This window comes from Myxococcus sp. AS-1-15 (assembly GCF_020037055.1).
In the GTDB taxonomy this organism is placed as follows: Bacteria; Myxococcota; Myxococcia; order Myxococcales; family Myxococcaceae; genus Myxococcus; species Myxococcus fulvus.
The window spans coordinates 140,360-158,218 of the sequence record NZ_JAIQDF010000020.1; the positions used below are offsets into that span (position 1 = coordinate 140,360).

General features: G+C 70.4%; 15 protein-coding genes. 12 read left to right on the forward strand and 3 right to left on the reverse strand.

The features are described 5' to 3' along the window. Positions 1–51 precede the first annotated feature (51 nt). Genes K8625_RS38335 through K8625_RS38360 form a run of 6 tightly spaced genes read left to right on the forward strand, consistent with a single transcriptional unit; the run spans position 52 to position 6,215 of the window. Entirely contained in the window at positions 52–630 is a 579-nt protein-coding gene (locus tag K8625_RS38335) for a NapC/NirT family cytochrome c (protein WP_194868998.1), read from the forward strand. Continuing rightward, on the forward strand, positions 627–824 hold the full coding sequence (locus tag K8625_RS38340) for a hypothetical protein (protein WP_223750280.1): 198 nt from the start codon (positions 627–629) through the stop codon (positions 822–824). Before K8625_RS38335 ends, K8625_RS38340 begins: the two co-directional genes overlap by 4 nt. Continuing rightward, positions 821–1,186 carry a c(7)-type cytochrome triheme domain-containing protein gene (locus tag K8625_RS38345; protein ID WP_223785496.1) on the forward strand — a complete coding sequence of 122 codons (366 nt, stop codon included), beginning with the start codon at positions 821–823 and terminating at the stop codon, positions 1,184–1,186. Before K8625_RS38340 ends, K8625_RS38345 begins: the two co-directional genes overlap by 4 nt. Continuing rightward, positions 1,173–3,458: a hypothetical protein gene (locus K8625_RS38350; protein WP_223785497.1), complete on the forward strand. Its 2,286-nt coding sequence runs from the start codon at positions 1,173–1,175 to the stop codon at positions 3,456–3,458. The genes K8625_RS38345 and K8625_RS38350 overlap by 14 nt, the downstream gene beginning before the upstream one ends. Next, positions 3,448–3,867, forward strand: a complete 420-nt coding sequence (locus K8625_RS38355; RefSeq protein WP_223785498.1) for a hypothetical protein — start codon at positions 3,448–3,450, stop codon at positions 3,865–3,867. Before K8625_RS38350 ends, K8625_RS38355 begins: the two co-directional genes overlap by 11 nt. A gap of 26 nt (positions 3,868–3,893) precedes the next feature. Continuing rightward, the gene (locus K8625_RS38360) at positions 3,894–6,215 is read left to right on the forward strand and encodes an Ig-like domain-containing protein (protein WP_223785499.1); all 2,322 of its coding nucleotides are present in this window, start codon (positions 3,894–3,896) and stop codon (positions 6,213–6,215) included. Between the two features lie 58 nt (positions 6,216–6,273). Here the strand turns inward: K8625_RS38360 and K8625_RS38365 are convergent, their stop codons facing one another. From K8625_RS38365 to K8625_RS38375, 3 genes are all read right to left on the reverse strand, one after another. Next, entirely contained in the window at positions 6,274–7,365 is a 1,092-nt protein-coding gene (locus tag K8625_RS38365; protein ID WP_223785500.1) for a hypothetical protein, read from the reverse strand. A 54-nt stretch (positions 7,366–7,419) separates the two neighbouring features. After that, positions 7,420–8,616, reverse strand: a complete 1,197-nt coding sequence (locus K8625_RS38370) for a cytochrome P450 (protein ID WP_223785501.1) — start codon at positions 8,614–8,616, stop codon at positions 7,420–7,422. 281 nt (positions 8,617–8,897) lie between these two features. Further along, a complete protein-coding gene (locus K8625_RS38375; protein ID WP_223785502.1) occupies positions 8,898–10,094 on the reverse strand; it encodes a cytochrome P450 in 1,197 nt (398 codons plus the stop codon). Positions 10,095–10,465: 371 nt separating this feature from the next. Here K8625_RS38375 and mxcH point away from each other — a divergent pair, with 371 nt between their 5' ends. From mxcH to K8625_RS38405, 6 genes are all read left to right on the forward strand, one after another. Continuing rightward, the gene (gene mxcH, locus K8625_RS38380; RefSeq protein ID WP_223785503.1) at positions 10,466–13,042 is read left to right on the forward strand and encodes a TonB-dependent siderophore myxochelin receptor MxcH; all 2,577 of its coding nucleotides are present in this window, start codon (positions 10,466–10,468) and stop codon (positions 13,040–13,042) included. Between the two features lie 48 nt (positions 13,043–13,090). Continuing rightward, positions 13,091–14,383, forward strand: a complete 1,293-nt coding sequence (locus K8625_RS38385) for a hypothetical protein (protein ID WP_223750289.1) — start codon at positions 13,091–13,093, stop codon at positions 14,381–14,383. An 82-nt stretch (positions 14,384–14,465) separates the two neighbouring features. After that, positions 14,466–14,738 (forward strand): hypothetical protein, encoded by a 273-nt coding sequence (locus K8625_RS38390; RefSeq protein WP_223750290.1) that lies wholly within the window; start codon positions 14,466–14,468, stop codon positions 14,736–14,738. Then, a complete protein-coding gene (locus K8625_RS38395; protein WP_223750291.1) occupies positions 14,738–15,028 on the forward strand; it encodes a hypothetical protein in 291 nt (96 codons plus the stop codon). The genes K8625_RS38390 and K8625_RS38395 overlap by 1 nt, the downstream gene beginning before the upstream one ends. A gap of 17 nt (positions 15,029–15,045) precedes the next feature. Then, on the forward strand, positions 15,046–16,701 hold the full coding sequence (locus K8625_RS38400) for a PepSY domain-containing protein (RefSeq protein ID WP_223750292.1): 1,656 nt from the start codon (positions 15,046–15,048) through the stop codon (positions 16,699–16,701). Further along, positions 16,701–17,654: an alpha/beta hydrolase gene (locus tag K8625_RS38405; RefSeq protein WP_223785504.1), complete on the forward strand. Its 954-nt coding sequence runs from the start codon at positions 16,701–16,703 to the stop codon at positions 17,652–17,654. The genes K8625_RS38400 and K8625_RS38405 overlap by 1 nt, the downstream gene beginning before the upstream one ends. The last annotated feature ends 205 nt before the right edge of the window (positions 17,655–17,859 follow it).

Here is a 17,859-nt window from a genome sequence, read left to right on the forward strand (position 1 = left end):
AGGGAGCGAGGTTCCCGCCTGCCCACCCTCTTGATAGTGGTTGTCATCGCCGTGGCGGTCCTGGTCGCCCTGATTGCGTTCGCGGCGGGAGTCCTGACCGCGAGCCACCTGGGGCGGCTGGTGTTGCTCGCGGGTCTGGCCATCCTCCCACTGGTCGTCACCGGCGCGGGCGTCGCCGTGGGCGTGCGTGAGTCGTCGCAGACGCAGTTCTGCCTGGGCTGTCACGAGATGGAGCCGTACGGGCAGAGCCTGTTCGTGGACAACGCCGCGTCGCTGGCGGCGGTGCATTACCAGAAGCGGCTCATCAGCCGGGACACCACCTGCTACGCGTGCCACACGGACTACGCCCTGTTCGGTGACGCGAAGGCGAAGTTCAACGGGCTCAAGCACGTCTGGGTCCACTACTTCGGCACCATTCCCGAGCGACCGAAGCTCTATCAGCCGTATCCCAACTACAACTGCCTGCACTGTCACAGCGACGCCCGGAGCTTCCTGGAGGCGTCCGCGCACCAGGACATCCAGGCGGAGCTCCAGAGCGGCGCGCGCTCGTGTCTCACGTGTCACGACCTCGCGCACGACCTGGAGGGCGTGAAGGCGCGGAACTTCTGGCTGCCGGAGCCACGTCCATGAGCCACGAGAAGCGCATCCGGAGGGCGGCCCTGCTGGTGCTGGCGGGGTTGTGTGTCCAGCTCTTCACCACGCTGTTCTGGTCACCGCTCACCTTCGTGGTGTTCACCGCGGTGGGCGTGCCCCTGGTGTTGCTGGGAGTGGGCCTCTACGTGGTGTCCGTCTGGAAGATCCTCAAGGAGCGCAAGGCGCTATGAGCACTCCGACCTCGGAGCCCTGGCGCGCTCGCGCGGGGGCCGTGCTGCATCGCTGGCGCTGGCGGGTGGTGCTCGCCGTGCCGCTGCTCTTCGCGCCGCCCATCCTCGCGGTCAACGCGCCCCAGGATGTCCGGATTCCTCCCTTGAAGGAACGCAAGGCGCCGGTGCCGGCGCTGTTCTCACACTGGGCCCACGACTCGCAGCGTTGCTACAGCTGCCACCCGGGGGTGTTCCCCCAGGCCCCACTGGGCTTCACCCATCAGGACATGCGCGAGGGCCGCTACTGTGGCAGTTGCCACGATGGACGGGCGGCCAAGGCGCCGAGCTCCATGCGCTGCGAGGCCTGCCATGCGCCTCGCTGACCTGGGCCGTCTCTGCGTGGGGGTGTTCCTGCTGACGGCGGCCATGCCCGCGCGCGCGCAGACGCAGGAGGAGAAGCGCCGCCAGCTCCAGGAGCGGCTGGGCATCCAGCGTCCGCCGACGCCTCCGCCCGCACCAGAAGGCAGCGCTGACGCGGGGACTCCCGAGACCTCCGCGGCACCTGCCGCGCCCACGAAGGCGGCACCAGCACCGGTGCTGACTCCGTCGGGGCCGAGGACGGGAGGGGCGCCGAAGCCGCGCGGACCGACCTTCGCCGCCGACGCCCGGCCCATCCTCGTGGCCCGGTGTCTGTCATGTCATCGCCCGGAGGGCATGGCTGGCAGGTCGAAGTGGGTGCTGCGTGGCGATGGCACGGACTACGAGACCACGCTGCGGTTCGTGAAGCTGGATGCCGCCGCGCAGAGTCCGCTGTTGAAGAAGGGGACCGGCGCGGTCCTGCATGGTGGCAAGAAGTCGCTCGCGGCCGAGTCGCCCGAGTACGCCACGTTGCTGAGGTGGGTCGAATCCGGGGCGCTCCCAGGACAGGCCCCTGCCGGGACCGCGCCGCCCCCCTCGTCGGCGGCGGCAACGACGTTGGGGGCTCCGACTTCCGCGCGCGTGGGGGACGTGGCTTCAGCGACACCTTCGACGGTGGCAACGCCTCCGGGGGGCGCGCGCCTGGGGGAGGTGCCCTCGGCGCCACCCGCGACGGCGGCAATGCCTCCGGGGGCTCCTGCTTCCGCGCGCGTGGGGGATGCGCCGACGCCTCCTTCGTCCACGCCGCTCGCGCCAGGGACGCAGCCCGTGCCGGCGTCTGCCTCCATTTCGGACTCGCTGCGCTTCGCTCCCCGCATCCACGAGCAGCTCCTGGCGGGCTGCGCGAGCTGTCACGCGGCGGATGGGTTCGCCGGGTCCACCCGCTATGTCGCCCACTCGGAGCCCGAGCCCCACCTGCGCACGGTGCTGGCGCTGGTGACGCCCGGCTCGGCCGACACGAGCCTCCTGTATCAACGCGCGCGAGGTGCCTCGCATCAGGGCGGCGCGGTGTGGGAGCCCGGGAGCGCGGAGCTCGCGCTCCTGGCCCGGTGGATTGAGGAGGGCGCGCGCGGGACGGAGGCTCCTCCCCTGGCCACCGCCGCGCCCGTTGCTCCGTCCCTGACGCCACCTGCCACCGTGGCCACCGCTGCGCCCGCTTCTCCGTCCTCGACGCCACCCACCGAGCGGCCCGCCGCTTCATCGGGTGGGCCGCCGCCGGGCGTCCAACTCGGGACCTTCCCCGTGCTCGGCTCGCTCACGCTCAACGGGCGCTTCGACCTCAACTACGAGCGCCTCGGCTACAACGACCAGCCCTTCCAGAAGGGCGCCTCGAACGCGCTGCGCAGCTACCACCACTTCCTCTTCCTGACGCGCCAGTCCACCGAGGACCCGGTGACGCTGACGCTGGAGATGTTGTCGCTCCAGTTCTGGGAGGTGGGCTATCGCGTCAGCGGCGAGGACTGGCCGGTGCGGCTCTCCGCCAAGGTGGGCAAGGTGCTGGTGCCCTTCGGCGCCGAGCCGCTGTTCCACCATAGCTACGGCGGCCTCGCGGGCTTCGACCAGAAGGTGCTTCCGCCTGTCTACGCGCGCGAGGGGCTCACGGCGAACGTGCAGCGCCGCGAGGGGCCGTTCCTGCTCTCCGCGGATGTCTACGTCATCGCGGGCTACCAGCTCCGGCGGGCCGATGCAGTACTCAACCTCCAGTCGGACTTCGCTCCGTTGGAAGCGACGCGGCTGGGCGTGGGGACGCGGCTGGGTGGCTCCTGGGGCCCGCTGAGCCTCTGGTACTCGGCCTACTACAATCCGCTGGGATACGGCCGGAGGCTGTTCCTCCAGGCCCTGGACGTCGCGTCGTGGCGCCCTCGCGGGGTGCCGGTGCTGGAGCGCTTCTCACTGGGCGCGGGTCTGCTGCGCGCGGACGTCTCTGGAGGCGAGGCCGAGGGGTACGGCGGTCCCGGCGCGGACTACTACCACTTCGCCAGCTACCTCCAGCTCCGCTTCCATCCCACCGATTGGCTCTACCTCCAGTATCGGCAGGGCCTGCGCACCTTCGGCAATCAGCGCGGGCGGATTCTCGACACCACCGCGCTCACCCGCGAGGACGCCTCCGCGCACAACGTGGGCGCGGTCGCACGCTGGAAGGGCTTGAGCGTGGGCCTCTTCCAGTTCTGGAACCTGGAGAAGGTGGACGAGGTGCCGGACGACTTCACGCGACTGGTGGTGGCGTATGAGTTCTAGGCTCGGACTCCTGCTCGCGCTCCTGTTCGTCCCGGGCTGCGCGGACTTCCACCGCGGCGACGCGAGCCCCGACGCGGGCACGCCCTCCGGTGGTGACGGCGGCGGTGGTGGCGACGGAGGAGGTGACGCGCCCTCGTTCGCCACGGACGCTCATCCCCTGTTGCTATCGGGCTGTCAGTCCTGCCATCGCGCTGGAGGCGCCGCGGGCAACACGGGCTTCGTGTTGACGGGCGACGCGGACGCGGACTTCCAGGTGTCGAACGCGCTGACGGACACCGCGGCGCCCGCTGGCAGCCGCCTGTTGCGCAAGGCCGCGGGGGCGGGACACGGCGGCGGAGCCATCTACGCCGACGGCACCCCCGAGTATCAGACGCTCCTGGCGTGGATCGCCGGAGGCGCGCTGCCATGACCCACACATCTCCCAGGAGGGACCCGATGAGACGAACGACGTTGCTCCTGGTCGCCGCGCTGCCCTGTCTCCTCGTGGCTTGCGCGAAGCTGGAGAACGCCAACCCGGGCATCACGACCAGCGGGGCGCATTCGGTCCTGCTGGGACAGACGCTCCAGCTCGGCGCCGCCACGCGCGAGGCCACGGATGACGGCTACACGTGGGAGAGCGAGGACCCGGCCATCGCCACGGTGGACGACACGGGATTGGTGACGGGCGTCAGCGTGGGTGAGACGGCGGTGAAGGTCGTCGGGAAGCGCTCGCGGTTGGAGGGGCGTCACGCGGTGGTGGTCGTCGGGCCCTCGGCGGGGGACGCCGGCGTGGACCCGTCGCAGGTGCCCTATTACGTGGCCTGGGCGGGCTCGCCGCACGCGGACACCACGGCGGAGGCCTTCTCTCACTGGAACGAGGAGGGGATGGTGCCCGCGACGTGCGCGCGCTGCCACAGCTCGGAGGGCTACATCGACTTCCTGGGCGGGGACGGCTCCGCCCCAGGACGGGTGGACGCGCCGGGCAGGACGGAGTCCGTGGTGCGGTGCGAGACGTGCCATGACGCCGCGGCTTCGCGGCTGACGGCCGTCACGTTCCCCTCGGGCAAGGAGGTCACCGGGCTGGGCGCGGAGGCGCGGTGCATGGTGTGTCACCAGGGGCGCGCCGCGGGGAAGGACATCGACGCGCAGGTCGCCGACGCGGGAGTGGGGGAGGACACGGCCTCGGCGGCGCTGGGCTTCACCAACATCCATTACTACCCGGCGGCCGCCACGCTCTTCGCCGCCCAGGCGGCCGGTGGCTACCAGTACGCCGGGCAGGTCTACGACACGCGCTTCCGCCATGTGCCGGACTTCGACAAGTGCAACGAGTGCCATGACCCGCACAGCACCCGCGTCCGCTGGGACGCCTGCGCGACGTGCCATCCGGGCGTCACCGATGTCACCCAGGCGTGGAACATCCGGCAGATCGCCTCGCGCAACCAGGACTACGACGGCGACAACAACCGCTCCGAGGGCATCTACTTCGAGATTCAGGGGCTGCGCGACAGGCTGCTCGCCACGCTCCAGCGCTATGGCGCCGAGCGGGCCCAGCCCCTCTGCTACGGCAACGCACATCCCTACTGGTTCCGGGATGCAGACGGTGACGGCGCGTGCTCCACGGCCGAGGTCGTGGGCACCAACGCCTACAAGAGCTGGACGCCACGGCTGCAGAAGGCGGCCTTCAATTATCAGCTCGCCCGCGTGGACCCGGGCGCGTTCGCCCACAACGCGAAGTACATCATCCAGCTCCTGCACGACTCGATTCAGTCGCTCAACGGCGCGCTGACGACCCCCTTCGATACCTCGCTGCTGGTGCGCAACGACCCCGGCCACTTCAATGGAGCGAGCAAGGCGGCGCGCAACTGGGACGCGAGCGAGACGGTGCAGGCGAGCTGCTCCCGCTGCCACAGCGGCGCGCAGGGCTACCGGTTCTTCGTGCAGTACGGCGTGGGGCAGGCGGTGCCGGAGACGGCCAACGGACTGGAGTGTGCCACGTGTCACGAGAGCTTCGCGCCGGACTACGACGTGTTCGTCCCCACGCGCACGTGGCTGCCGGATGGCACGACGGTGAGTCTGCCGGGCCAGGACAACCTCTGCGCGAACTGCCACATCGGACGCGCGTCGAAGGCCACGCTCGACAATGCCTTGGCGGCGGGAGGCACGCCCCGCTTCCAGAACGTCCACTACATGCCCGCCGCCGGGACGCGTGAGGGCGCGCTGGCGAAGACAGGGTACGAGTACCCGGGCAAGACGTACGCCGGGCGGCTGTCGCACCTGGGCGGCGTGCAGTGCTCCAGCTGCCATGTCCCCGGCGTGAGCAACCACACCTTCCGCATCGCGGACGTGTGGCGCACGCGGTGCGAGACGTGTCACGCCGACCAGGAGTCGGCGGAGCAGATTCGCAACGTCCACCTCCAGGACTACGACGGGGACGGCAACACCACGGAGCTGCTCCGGGCGGAGGTGGATGGCATGGCCGCGCGCCTGCTGGCCGCCATGCGCACGGTGACGAGCAACGGCCTCTGCTACAACGGAGACGTCAATCCGTACTTCTTCAAGGACACGGACAAGGACGGCACGTGCAGCGCGACGGAGGCCGTCTCGTCCAACGCGTTCGCGCCCTTCACCCCGGCGCTCGTGAAGGCCACGCACAACTACCAGCTGAGTCGGAAGGACAAGGGCGCGTGGGCCCACAACTTCAACTACGTGGGCCAGCTGCTCTTCGACAGCGTGGAGGACCTGACGGGGGCTGTGCCCGTGAACATGGTGCGCCCGTAGCCTGGGGCGCGCGGTGACGGGCTGCCAGTTCCGGGGCCAGGAACTCCTGATGCGCCGCTCAGCGCGTCGTGAGCGGGACGACGCGCAGGTTCTTCTCCGCGCCTCCGAGAAGCATGGACGCGCCGTCGGGCGAGAACGCGATGGCTCGGTGCGAGCGGTTTCCCGCCTTGAAGGCGCACCAGCGCCCATCGGTTCCGATTTCGATGACCAGGCCGTTGTTGGTGCCGATGACACCCAGGCCGTCCTCGCGGAAGTGGACGGCGTCCCCGCGGGTGCTCGGCCCCGGGGGCATTCCGCGCGTGAGCTTCTCCAGGGAGTGGCGTGAGAGCTCGTCACCGCTCCTCGCATCCAGCACGAGCGTGTCGTGCTCCACGCCGCCGCCCACCGTCACCAGTCGGTTCGTCGAGGCGTCGAGCGCGATGGCGTAGATGGTGCCCTGCGTGACGAGCCGTGACGGTGGGCGCTGCCAGAGCAGTTGCCCGTCGGAGACCCTCACCGCGGACACGCGGGAGAAGGACGTGGCCGTGTAGAGGATGTCCTTGTCGGGCGACAGTACGGCGCAGGTCTCCTCATCGAGCAGGAGGGAGGGAAGCAACGGCCGACAGTCGAGGGAGGCCAGGGAGACGAGGACCATCGACGGCTCCGGAGTCACCAGGGCGGGCACCGCGGCCGCGAGCGCCGGGTCCACGCGTCGCGTCTCCGTCCGCGTCACTCCTTCCTCCGTGACGGCGGTCCTCCAGTTCGGCGACTGGGCGATGAAGTGCGCATCGTCCACCCAGACGAAGGGGCGCATGACGGACAGGGTGTGCACGACCTGGAAGGTGTGCAGGTCGATGACCTGGCAGCACGCCGCCTGTCCCGAGAACAACGCGCCACCCGTGAGCAGCCAGCGCCCCCCCGGCGAGAGCGCGCCGGGGCCGCGCAGGCCCGTCAGCTCGGCCTCGACGTCGAAGCGGGGGCCGCTGCGTCGCACCAGCCGACCCAGCTGACTGGCGAGGTTGGGCGCCTCGACGACCAGCAGGGAGCCGCCTGGCTCGAACGCGAGGAACTCGACGTAGGGGACGGTGTCCTTCGCGATGGACGTGGACGCCGCGCGAGGCGGCGCCGGTGCGCGCTGGGGGTGCAGCTCCACGCTGTCGATCATCCGCATGCGCGGACCCTATACCACGGCGGGTCCGCGCCCCTTCCCGTGGGACACCCCGCCTCACACGGGGAAGAGCTCGACGGGCAGCGTCGTCGGCCCTCGAACGATGAGGGACGGCGTCCACTCGAGGCGCTCCGTGCGCAGCTCCATCCGGTCCACGCGGGAGACGAGCTCCTCCAGGGCGATGCGCGCCTCCAGTCGCGTGAGCCTCGCCCCGATGCAGAAGTGGATGCCGTGGCCGAAGGAGAGCTGCTGGGCGTTCTCCCGCTCGAGGATGAACTGGTCCCCGTCGGGAAAGTGCTTCTCGTCACGCGACGCGGAGACCAGCGAGAGCAGGACGGTTGCTCCCTTGGGCAAGGGGACTCCCGCCAGCGTCACGTCCTCGGTGCACGTGCGTATGACGGACAGGATGGGGGGCTCGTAGCGCAGGGTCTCCTCGATGAACCGGGGGATGAGCGTGGGCATCGCTCTCAGCCGGGGCAGCAGCTCCGGCCGCATCGTGAACAGCCGTGCGCAGTGGCTGAGCAGGCTGACCGTCGTCTCCAGTCCGCCGACGAGCAACGCGACGAAGAAGCCCACCAGCTCATCGTCGGTGAGCGCCTCCGTGCCCACCCGGGCCTGGAGGAGCTCGCTGACCATGTCCTCGCGAGGCTCGCGCCTCCGGTCGTCCAGCAGCCGCCGGGAGTAGCCATCCAGCTCTTCGACGGTCGCGCGGCACCGCGCCGTCCCCGCGGCGTCATCCGCCGCGACACCGCTGATGGTCGCGATGTCGGTGGTCCATTGCTTGAGCTGCGCGTGCCTGGATTCGTCCAGGCCGAGCAGATGCCCGATGACACTCGCGGGGATGGGGGTGGAGAGCGCGTCGACGAAGTCGACCCTGCGCTTCTCCAGCATGTCATCCACGCACTTCCGGGCGGTGGCGTGGACGCGAGACTCCAGACGCGCGAGCGCCTTCGGGGTGAAGGCCTGGGTGACGAGGGCTCGCAGCCGCCCGTGGTGGGGCGGGTCCATGAACGCGATGGAGTAGGAGAGCGGGTTGATGCGTCCGAGCCACGGCGGAGAGAAGGCGAAGCGCAGCCCCGACGAGGAGAACAGCTGCGGGGACTTGAGCACGTGCTGGACCTCGTCATGGTGGATGACGGCCCAGATGCCGCCGGGCTCCACCTGGACGACGGGGCCCTGGCGTCGCAGCTCCGCCAGGTGGGGGTGGGGGTTCTCCATGAACTCTCGCGACAGGAAGTTGATACGGGGACTCATGTGGGTGGCCTCCAGGTCCTCGGATGGATGAGGCGGTGAAACCCTGTGCGACGAGCGTCTGGAACACGGTCCTGCGGGGTGCGCCCTCGCCCGCAGGGGACATGAGGCGATGCTGTGACGAAAATTCTCGCCGGAGCCCTGCCTTGGTTGTCTGCCTGTTTGTCTTTGCAGTATTCGAACATGCTGGAGCCGCGTGAATATTGCTCGGCAAAGTGATGGCGACGAAGTCCACCACCGGACACCTTGCCGCGGGACGCGTCGTGCGGGGCGGACTGCGGGCCTCAGGAGGGGAAGAGCTCGATGGGCAGCGTCTTCGGCCCGCGAACGACGAGCGACGTCGTCCAGTCGATGCGCTCCGTGCGCAGCTCCATCCGGCTCACGTGGGGGATGAGCTCCTCCAGGGCGATGCTCGCCTCCATCCGCGCCAGCGTCACCCCCAGGCAGTAGTGGATGCCGTGGCCGAAGCTGAGGTGCTGCGCGTTCTCCCGCCCCAGGATGAACCTGTCGCCGTCGGGGAAGACCTTCTCGTCGCGGGCCGCGGAGGCGAGCGACACCAGCACCACACTTCCCTTGGGCAGCGCCGTGTCCGCCACCGTCACGTCTTGCAGACACGTGCGCAGCAGGGCCACGGCGGAGGGCTCGTAGCGCAGCGTCTCCTCGACGAAGCGGGGGATGAGGTCCGGCGTCTCCCGCAGACGCAGGAGCAGCTCCGGGTGCTGGCAGAGCATCCGGGCGCTCTGGCCGATGAGATAGGTCGTCGTCTCCACCCCGCCGGTGAACAGCACGAAGAAGAAGCTCATCAGCTCCTGTGCAGTCAGGGCCTGTCCGCCCGCGCTGGCCTGGAGCAGATCGCTCATCAAGTCATCGCCGGGCGTCTTGCGCCGCGCGTCCAGGGCGTCCTGGACATACCGCTCCATCTCGTCGAGCGTCCGGCGGCACTGCTCCATCTGCTTCGTGTCCTCCGGGTGGACACCGCCGATGAGCGCGATGTCATGCGACCAGCGCTCGAAGTGCTTCAGCAGCGCGGTGTCCAACCCCAGCAGCCAGCAGACGACGGTGGCGGGAATGGGCACGGCGAGCGCTTCCATGTAGTCCACCGTCCGCCGCTCCAGCATCCGCGCGATGCGCTCGCGGGTGATGGCGCGGATTCGCGGCTCCAATCGCTTGATGGCCGAGGAGGTGAAGTCCCGAAGGATGAGTGCCCGCAGGCGTCCGTGTTGGGGCGGGTCCAGGAAGGGGAGCGACTCCCCCAGGGGATTGGTGCGTCCGAGCCATTCCGGTTGGAACGCCAGGCGCATCCCCGTGGAGGAGAAGAGCTGCGGCGACTTGAGCACGTGTTGTGCTTCGTCGTAGCGGGTGACGGCCCACATGCCGCCCGGGTCCACCTGCACGATGGGACCCTGGCGTCGGAGCTCCGCCAGGTGGGCGTGGAGGTTCGCGATGACTTCGGGAGACAGGCAGTCAAGACGGGTCCTCATGATGCGATGGCCTCCGTATCCGCGGAGCGTCTCCACGGGTCGTGTGGGGGGGGCAGGTGTCTGGCTTGTCTTTGTGAGGGGCGAGCATGTCGTAGTTGAGCAGGAATTGCCCGGAGCGTGAAAAGGCGCGGAGTCCGCCACCGGACACCCGCCGGGCTTCCCTCCCCGCGCAAGGATTGCGTGTCGCGAGTCGCCGTCCCCATCAGTCCCAGTAGCGCAGGTCTCCGGACGGCCCCCTGTTCCGACCCGGGAGGTCCTCCCGGATTGACCCCCACCGCCACCACTGATAGGACAAAGGGGTGCGCGTCGATAATGAATATGAGATTCAATATCGAAATCGACCTGGGAGCTCCGACCCGCACCCCTTGAACATGCCCACACCTCGTCGCTGGCGGGGCGCCCTCGCGCCGACCTCTTCGTTCTCCGCACTCGTGCTCCTGTCCCTGCTGTCGGTGGGAGCGGCGCGAGCCCAGGAGGCGAGTGAGCCCTCGGGGCCCGCTGTCGCCGCGCCGGCCAGCCCGACGCCGCCCGAGGGGGCCAGCGCGCCGGCCCGCGGCGTCGTCCCCCCGGTGCTCCTGTCCAAGCCGGAGGCCGTCTATCCCCCCCAGGCGCTGGCCGCGAAGGTGGAGGGCGCGGTGAAGCTCCTGCTGACGCTGGACGAGGAGGGCCGCGTCACGCGCGCGCAGGTCGTCGAGGGGCTCGGCCACGGGCTCGACGAGGCGGCCGTGGACGCGCTGGCGAAGGCGAGCTTCACACCCGCGATGCAGGACGGCACCCCCGTCGCCTGCCAGTTCGAGTTCATCCACCACTTCGTCCTCGCCGCCCCCGCTCCCCAGGTCGCCGAGGGCCCCGCGCCCCAGCAGCCCGTGGACGAGGCGCCCGTGGCCCAGGCGCCCGCGGAGGTCCCCCCGGAGCCGGAGTTGCCCTCCTTCACGTCGATTGTCCGGGGCAAGGCCACCGAGGCGCGCGTGCTGGTGCGTGGCTCGGAGGCGGTGGACGTGGTGGAGCTGGAGAAGGCCCATGAGCGCGCGGAGGACCTCGCGGAGGTGCTGACGCGCGCCTCGGCCGTGCAGGTCCAGAGGACGGGCGGCCTGGGCAGCCGCACGCAGCTGTCCCTGGGCGGCCTCTCCGGCGACCAGGTGCGAGTCCTCCTCGACGGCGTGCCCATCGAGTACTCGCCGTATGTCTACGGGCTGGGGAGCGTCCCGGTCTCCCTCATCCGGCAGATGGAGGTCTTCAACGGCGTCGTCCCGGTGCGCCTGGCGACGGACGCGCTGGGCGGGGCCATCCACCTGCGCTCGGACCTGGCGGCCCCGGAGACGGGCGCGTCCCTGTCGCTCCAGGCGGGCTCCTTCGGCAGCTACCGCGGCACCGGCCGGGTGACGTGGCGGGCGAACGAGCAGGTCTTCGTGCGCGCCGCGGGGTTCCATGACCGGGCCCGGAACGACTACCGCGTCACCGTCCCCGTGGCCGACCCCGTCACCGGGCGGGTGGGACCTCGCGCGCTGAACCGCAGCCATGACGCCTACCGGGGCTCCGGAGGGAGCCTGGAGCTGGGCGTCGAGTCGCTGCCGGGGCTCGACCGGCTGGTGCTCACCGGCTACCTGGGCCAGTACGACAAGGAAGTCCCGCACGACCAGCTGATGATTCGCCCCTATGGCGCCGTCACCTCCGGGCAGGAGAGCTACGGCGTGGGGCTGCGCTACGAGGTGTCCGCCCACGAGCGGCTCAAGGTGCTGGCCATCGCGGGATACAACCAGCGCATCGGTGAGCTGTACGATGTCTCGGATTGTCTCTACGACTGGTATGGCGTCTGCCAGGGGACCCAGGCACGGGCGGGTGAGATTGGCTCGTCCCCGCTGGAGAACACGCAGAAGCGGCAGACGCTGTTCGGACGTGTGCGATTGCTCGGGACGCTGCTCGACGTGGAGGACCTGGAGCTGTCGCTCGGCGCCGACGACAGCGAGCGGACGGGCGAGAACGCCTACCTCACCCGGCTGGGGCAGGAGGACCCGCTGCGGATTCCGCTCGGGCTCACGTCCGGCTTCGGAGGGCTGTCCCACCGGCAGTCCCTGTGGGAGGGCCGGCTGGAGAACACGCTGTTCGTGAAGGGCTACGTGCAGCGCCTCTCCTCGGGGACGAACGCGCAGCTGTCGGAGACGCGGTGGGCGGGCGGTTACGGCGACACGCTGCGCTTCAGCGTGACGCGCTGGCTCCTGCTCAAGGCGTCCTACGAGCGCACCACGCGGATGCCCCGGGTGGAGGAGCTCTTCGGCGACGGCGGCCTGCTGGTGGAGAGCACGGCGCTGCTCCCCGAGTCGAGCCACAACGCCAACGTGGGCGTGGAGCTGCTCTCGTGGGTGACGCCCGTGGGCCGCTTCGGCGCCAACGCTTCAGCGGGCCTGCGCGACATCGAGAACCTCATCCAGCTGTTCCCCGGCGACACCACGCAGGCCTACGAGAACGTGGACCACGCCCGCTCCGTCACCGCGCACGCGGGGCTGGACTGGGACTCCCCCGGTGACTGGGTGGGGCTCACCGGCGCCGTCACCTGGCTCGACTTCAAGAACCTGGCGCAGGAGGGGCAGTTCGCGCGCTTCAAGGGCGACCGCATGCCCAACCTCCCGTGGCTGCAGGCCACCGGCACCGCGCGGTTCCAGGTGAGCCGGCTGCTCTCCCGCGAGGACGCGCTCGGCCTGGAGTGGACCACCCGCGTCGTCGGCTCGTTCGACCGCTCCTGGGAGAGCGCGGGCAATGGCGGCACGAAGCAGTCGGTGCCGACGCAGGTGCTGCACTCCACCGCGCTCACCTACCGCGCCCGGTTCGAGCGGCGCGCGTATTCCTTCTCCGTCAACCTCCACAACCTCACCGACGCCGCCGCCTTCGACCTCGTCGGTGTCCAGCGGCCGGGGCGCGCCCTGTCCGCGCGCCTCACCGTCGACCTCTGAGCCGCCCTCCGTGTCCCCTTTCAGGATGTCATCGCCAAAGGAAGCCCGATGAAGCTGAAGTCCGCACTGCTCGCTCTCGCCGTGTTCGCCACCGCCTGCTCGGATTCGGATGACCCGACGCCGACCCCGGATTCCGGCAACCCGACGGACCCGGACGCGGGGACGCCGGACCCGCTCTACGCCCTCATCACCCAGGTGCCCATCGCCGGAGGCAACACCCAGAGCTACCTGGTGACGGTGGACGACATCCAGGAGGCGAAGACCGTCGGCATCGCCAACGCCCTCGAGCTGACCGCGGACGCGTACATCGTCGCGGGCTACCCGGGTGCCGGGAAGCTGTTCGTGAGCAGCTCGACCCAGCCGACGATGACGCCCTACACGCTCAACGCCTCCGGGGCGCTCGTGCCGGAGGCCGCGCTGTCCTTCACCGGCTACGGCGTCCGCGCGACCAACGGCTACCAGTCCCAGCACTACTTCGTCAGCGAGTCGAAGGCCTATTACTTCGACCACGTGAACTACAAGCTGGTCATCTGGAACCCGAAGGACCTGTCCCTCATCGGCTCCAAGGACCTGACGGCGCAGCTCAAGGACGGCGAGTTCACGTTCCGCTATTCGCAGAGCCTGGCCGTCACCGCGGGCAATGACGTCATCATCGCCGGTGGCTGGCACGCCGCCGACGTGAAGACGATTCCGGCCAAGACAGCGCTGGTCATCGTGGATACGCAGACGGACGAAGTCACGGTGAAGACCGACACCCGCTGCGGCTGGGCGCGCGACGGCGTCAAGCACACGGACGGGAAGATCTACTACGCCACCGAGTCGCTCGCCGCCGGCGCGCACTTCGTGTCGCCCACGACGGCGGCGAAGCCGTGCATGATTCGCTTCGACCCCGCGACGGGCGAGTTCGACAACTGGTTCACCACGCTCGACGCCTTCGTCTCTCCCGGCACGGACGGAGACATCGCGTCCATGCTGCTGCCCGGCGCGCCCGGCAAGGGCTACGTGCGGGTGATGGACAAGGCGGCCGCGCAGGTCGCGTTCGACGCCGCGGTGGCGGGTGGCCGGCCCTTCCACGGCAGCCATGCCTCGACGGGCGGGTGGTGGAGCCTGTGGGAGGTGACGCTCGGCGACGCTCCGACGGCGACGGCCGTGGTGCGCGACGACCTGGTGCCCACCAACGGCCGCACCATTCCCCAGAACCCGGGCGAGTTCCTGGTGCTGCCCGAGTTCGTCAACGACAACGCCCAGACGCGCTTCCGCATCATGAGCCCGCAGACGGGCCTGGGTGACGCGAAGACCGTCGTCGAGGGCCAGGTGCGCGGCCTGCTGCGCATCCGCTAGTCCTCGCTGTTCCTCGAGCAGGGCCTCCGCCGTGTCCCGGCGGGGGCCTTTGCTCCCGCTGTCCCTTGCTTCCCCGGGCGCCATGAATCCCTTCGTCCCCCTCGCGCTGCTGCTCTCCCTCGGGGGATGTCTCGGCCTGTACCTGTCCTCGCGCCACCAGCGCCTGCTGCGCGCCGCCTTGCCCGCGCGTCCGGCGCGCTGGGTGGGCTCGCTCCTGGTGCTCGCGGCGCTGCCGCTCCTGGGGCAGTCGCTCCAGCCCTGGGTGGCGCTCTACGTGCTCTTCGTCTGGACGACGCTGCTCCTCATGCTGCTCCCGTACGCGGCGCTGCTCGTCGGGCGAGGGGAGGCTCGGTGATGGCGGGCGGCGATGAGGAGGTCCTCCGGCCGGACTGGCTCTCCAAGACGCTCGCGGGCGTGCTGCTGGGGCTGGTGCTCGCGTTCGGCGTGAGCGGCCTGTTGTCCCTGGCCCTGGCGCCCATGGCGACGAGCCCCCGCAACCAGCTCGTCATGTGGAGCGTGGTGCCGGTGTGGATGGGCGTCGTCGGCGGCTGCTTCTTCTTCAGGACGGGGCCGCGCGCCTGGCTGTGGCTGGGCGGCGCGACGGTGCTCACCTGGGGCGCCTTCCTGCTCCTGCGCAACCCCTGACCCCCGCCGGCACTCCCATGCGCTCCGCCCTCATCAAGGTCTACAAGGTCGTCCACACCTGGGCCGGCATCGTCGCCGGACTGGGGCTCTTCATCTGCTTCTACGCGGGCGCCTTCACCGTCTTCAAGGACCCGCTGGCCCGCTGGGCCACTCCGCCCGCTGAGCGCGCCTCCTCGAAGCCCAGGTCCTCCGCGGAGCTGCACGCCCTGGTGACGACCACCCTGGCCCAGCACCCCGAGGTGGCCGAGGAGTTCACCCTCGCGCTCGAGGCGGCGCCGGCCCAGGCGCCTTCGCCGATGAGCTGGCACCGCAACGAGGGCGACGAGGACCACGACGTGCTCGGCGAGCGTTGGTTCCACGCCACGCTCCAGGCGGACGGCGCCGCCGTCGTCACCGAGGGACACCCCAGCAAGGTGGGCGAGTTCATCGACGTGCTGCACCGGGTGGTGGGCCTGCCCTTCGACACCGAGGTGGGCCGCGTGCTCACGGGCGTCATCTCGCTGCTCTACGCGCTCGCGCTGCTGTCGGGGCTGGTCATCGTCCTGCCGTCCCTGGTGAAGGACTTCTTCGCGCTGCGCGTGGGCAAGGGCCTCAAGCGGTGGTGGATGGACGCGCACAACGTGGTGGGCATCGCGAGCCTCCCGTTCCACCTCTTGATTGCCATCACCGCGGCGGTGTTCGGCCTCCACGACATCATCTACGACGTGCAGGACCAGCTCATCCACGGCGGGACGCTGCGCGCCGGCTTCAGGCCGGCGGCCGGTGACGTCCGGAGCGCTCCGGACCCCACCACGATGCTGCCGCCCGCGGAGCTGCTCGCCCGGGCGCGGGTCGCCGCTCCCGCGCTGGAGCCGCACTCGCTCCAGTACGTGAAGGTCGCCACGCCTCGCGCCCTGGTGCGCGTGTGGGGGCATGACCCGGCGGCGCTGTCTCCGCGCGCGCTCGGAGGGTTCGTGGCGCTGGACCCGTACAGCGGGAAGGTGCAGTCCACCGACTTCCTCCCGGGCCAGATGTCCGCTCCCGTCACGCTCATCAGCAGCTTCTTCGCGCTGCACTTCGGGACCTTCGGCGGCCCGCCGGTGAAGTGGATCTACTTCCTGCTCGCGCTCAGCGGCGCGTGGCTGTTCTACAGCGGCAACGTGCTCTGGGTGGAGACGCGCCGCAAGAAGGCGCGCGTCGCGGGAGCGCTGCCCGTCCAGCGGCGGGACGTGCGCTGGATGGCGGCCGTCACCGTCGGCATCTGCCTGGGCTGCGTGAGCGGGATTTCCTTCACCCTGGCGCTGGCGAAGTGGCTCGGCGCCCACGTGGCGGACGTGCGGGTCTTCCACCAATACGGCTACTACGCGGTCTTCTTCGCCTCCATCGGCTATGCGCTGGCGCGAGGCGCGGCGCGCGCGTCCATCGACCTCTTGTGGGGCGCGGCGCTCTGCACGCTGGCCATTCCGCTCACCACGGTGGTGGGGTGGCTCGTGCCGGGGCTCGGCCCCTGGGCGACGCTGGACGGGCTGGGCGTGGACCTCACCGCGCTCCTGGGGGCCTTCTGCTTCGCCTGGATGGCGCGGGCGACGTCCCGACGCGCGCATACGGGTCCCCAGGACAGTGTCTGGTCCCTGGGCGCTCCGGCCGCGAGCCCCGGCCAGGAGCCGTCTGTTCCCAAGGAGTGGGCCACCTGATGCGAATCCCCTTGTTCCTCGCGGCGGGGCTGTTGACCGCCAGCTGTTCCTCGGGGCCCACGCCCCGCGCCGATTCGGTGGTCCAGGTGGACTGGGCGCCGGTGACGCTGCCGGGCACGTTCCAGTTCGACCTGGCGTCGACGCACACGGGGCGGACCCACCGGATGTTCGTGGCCATCCCGGAGGGCCCCGCGCCCGCGGCGGGCCACCCCGTCATCTACCTGCTGGATGGGGGCTCGCACTTCCCCACGCTGGAGCGCCTGTCGCGTGCGCTCCCCAGGCTCGCCAAGGGCTTCGGGGTGCCGGCCGCGCCGCCCATCATCGTCGGCCTGGGCTACCCGGGCGACACGGCCGCGAGTGACCAGGCGCGCGGTGAGGACTACACGCCGCCGGCCCCGGACCTGTCGAACACGGGGGACTGGTTCTCGAAGAAGCAGGGGGGAGCGGACCGCTTCCTGGACTTCGTGAAGAAGGAGCTGGAGCCCGCGCTCGCGGCGCGGCTGCCGCTGGACACGTCGCGCACGGCGCTGATGGGCCACTCCTATGGTGGGCTCCTGGTGGTGCACGCGCTCTTCACGCGGCCCACGTCGTTCCAGACGTTCATCGCCGGCAGCCCCTCCCTCTGGTGGAACCACCGCCACGTGCTCACCGGGAAGCCGTCCTTCCTGGCGCACCACGCGGCGACGCCGGTGAGGGCGCGTGTGCTGCTCACGGTGGGGGGGCTCGAGCAGACGCCGCGCAAGAGCCAGGGTGAGCGGGGCATGCTCGCCGTCGAGCGGCGGATGGTCGACAACACCCGCGAGCTGTCCGGCGAGCTGTCCGCCCTGGGCGGCGGGCTGGAGGTGCGGTTCCTGGAGTTCCCGGGCGAGGACCACTACGGCGCCTGGATGCCCATGCTGAGCCGCGGGCTGCTGTTCTTCTCCGCGCCCCCGCTGTTGCCGGGCGCCGAGTGACGCCCAGCGGCGTGTAGTCGTGCCGTTCACGGTGGCCGCCCTCGAGGCGTGAACAAGGTCGGCCACCTTGGCGAAGAAGGACCTGGAGACCCGCGCCCTGGCGCCGTGGTCCGGTCCGTCGCGCCGGGAAATGGGACGTAAATCCGCCCCGTCGGTCATGGGGGCGAAGGGCGTGCTTCCCACGTCCCGATGCCCCGCATGGGGA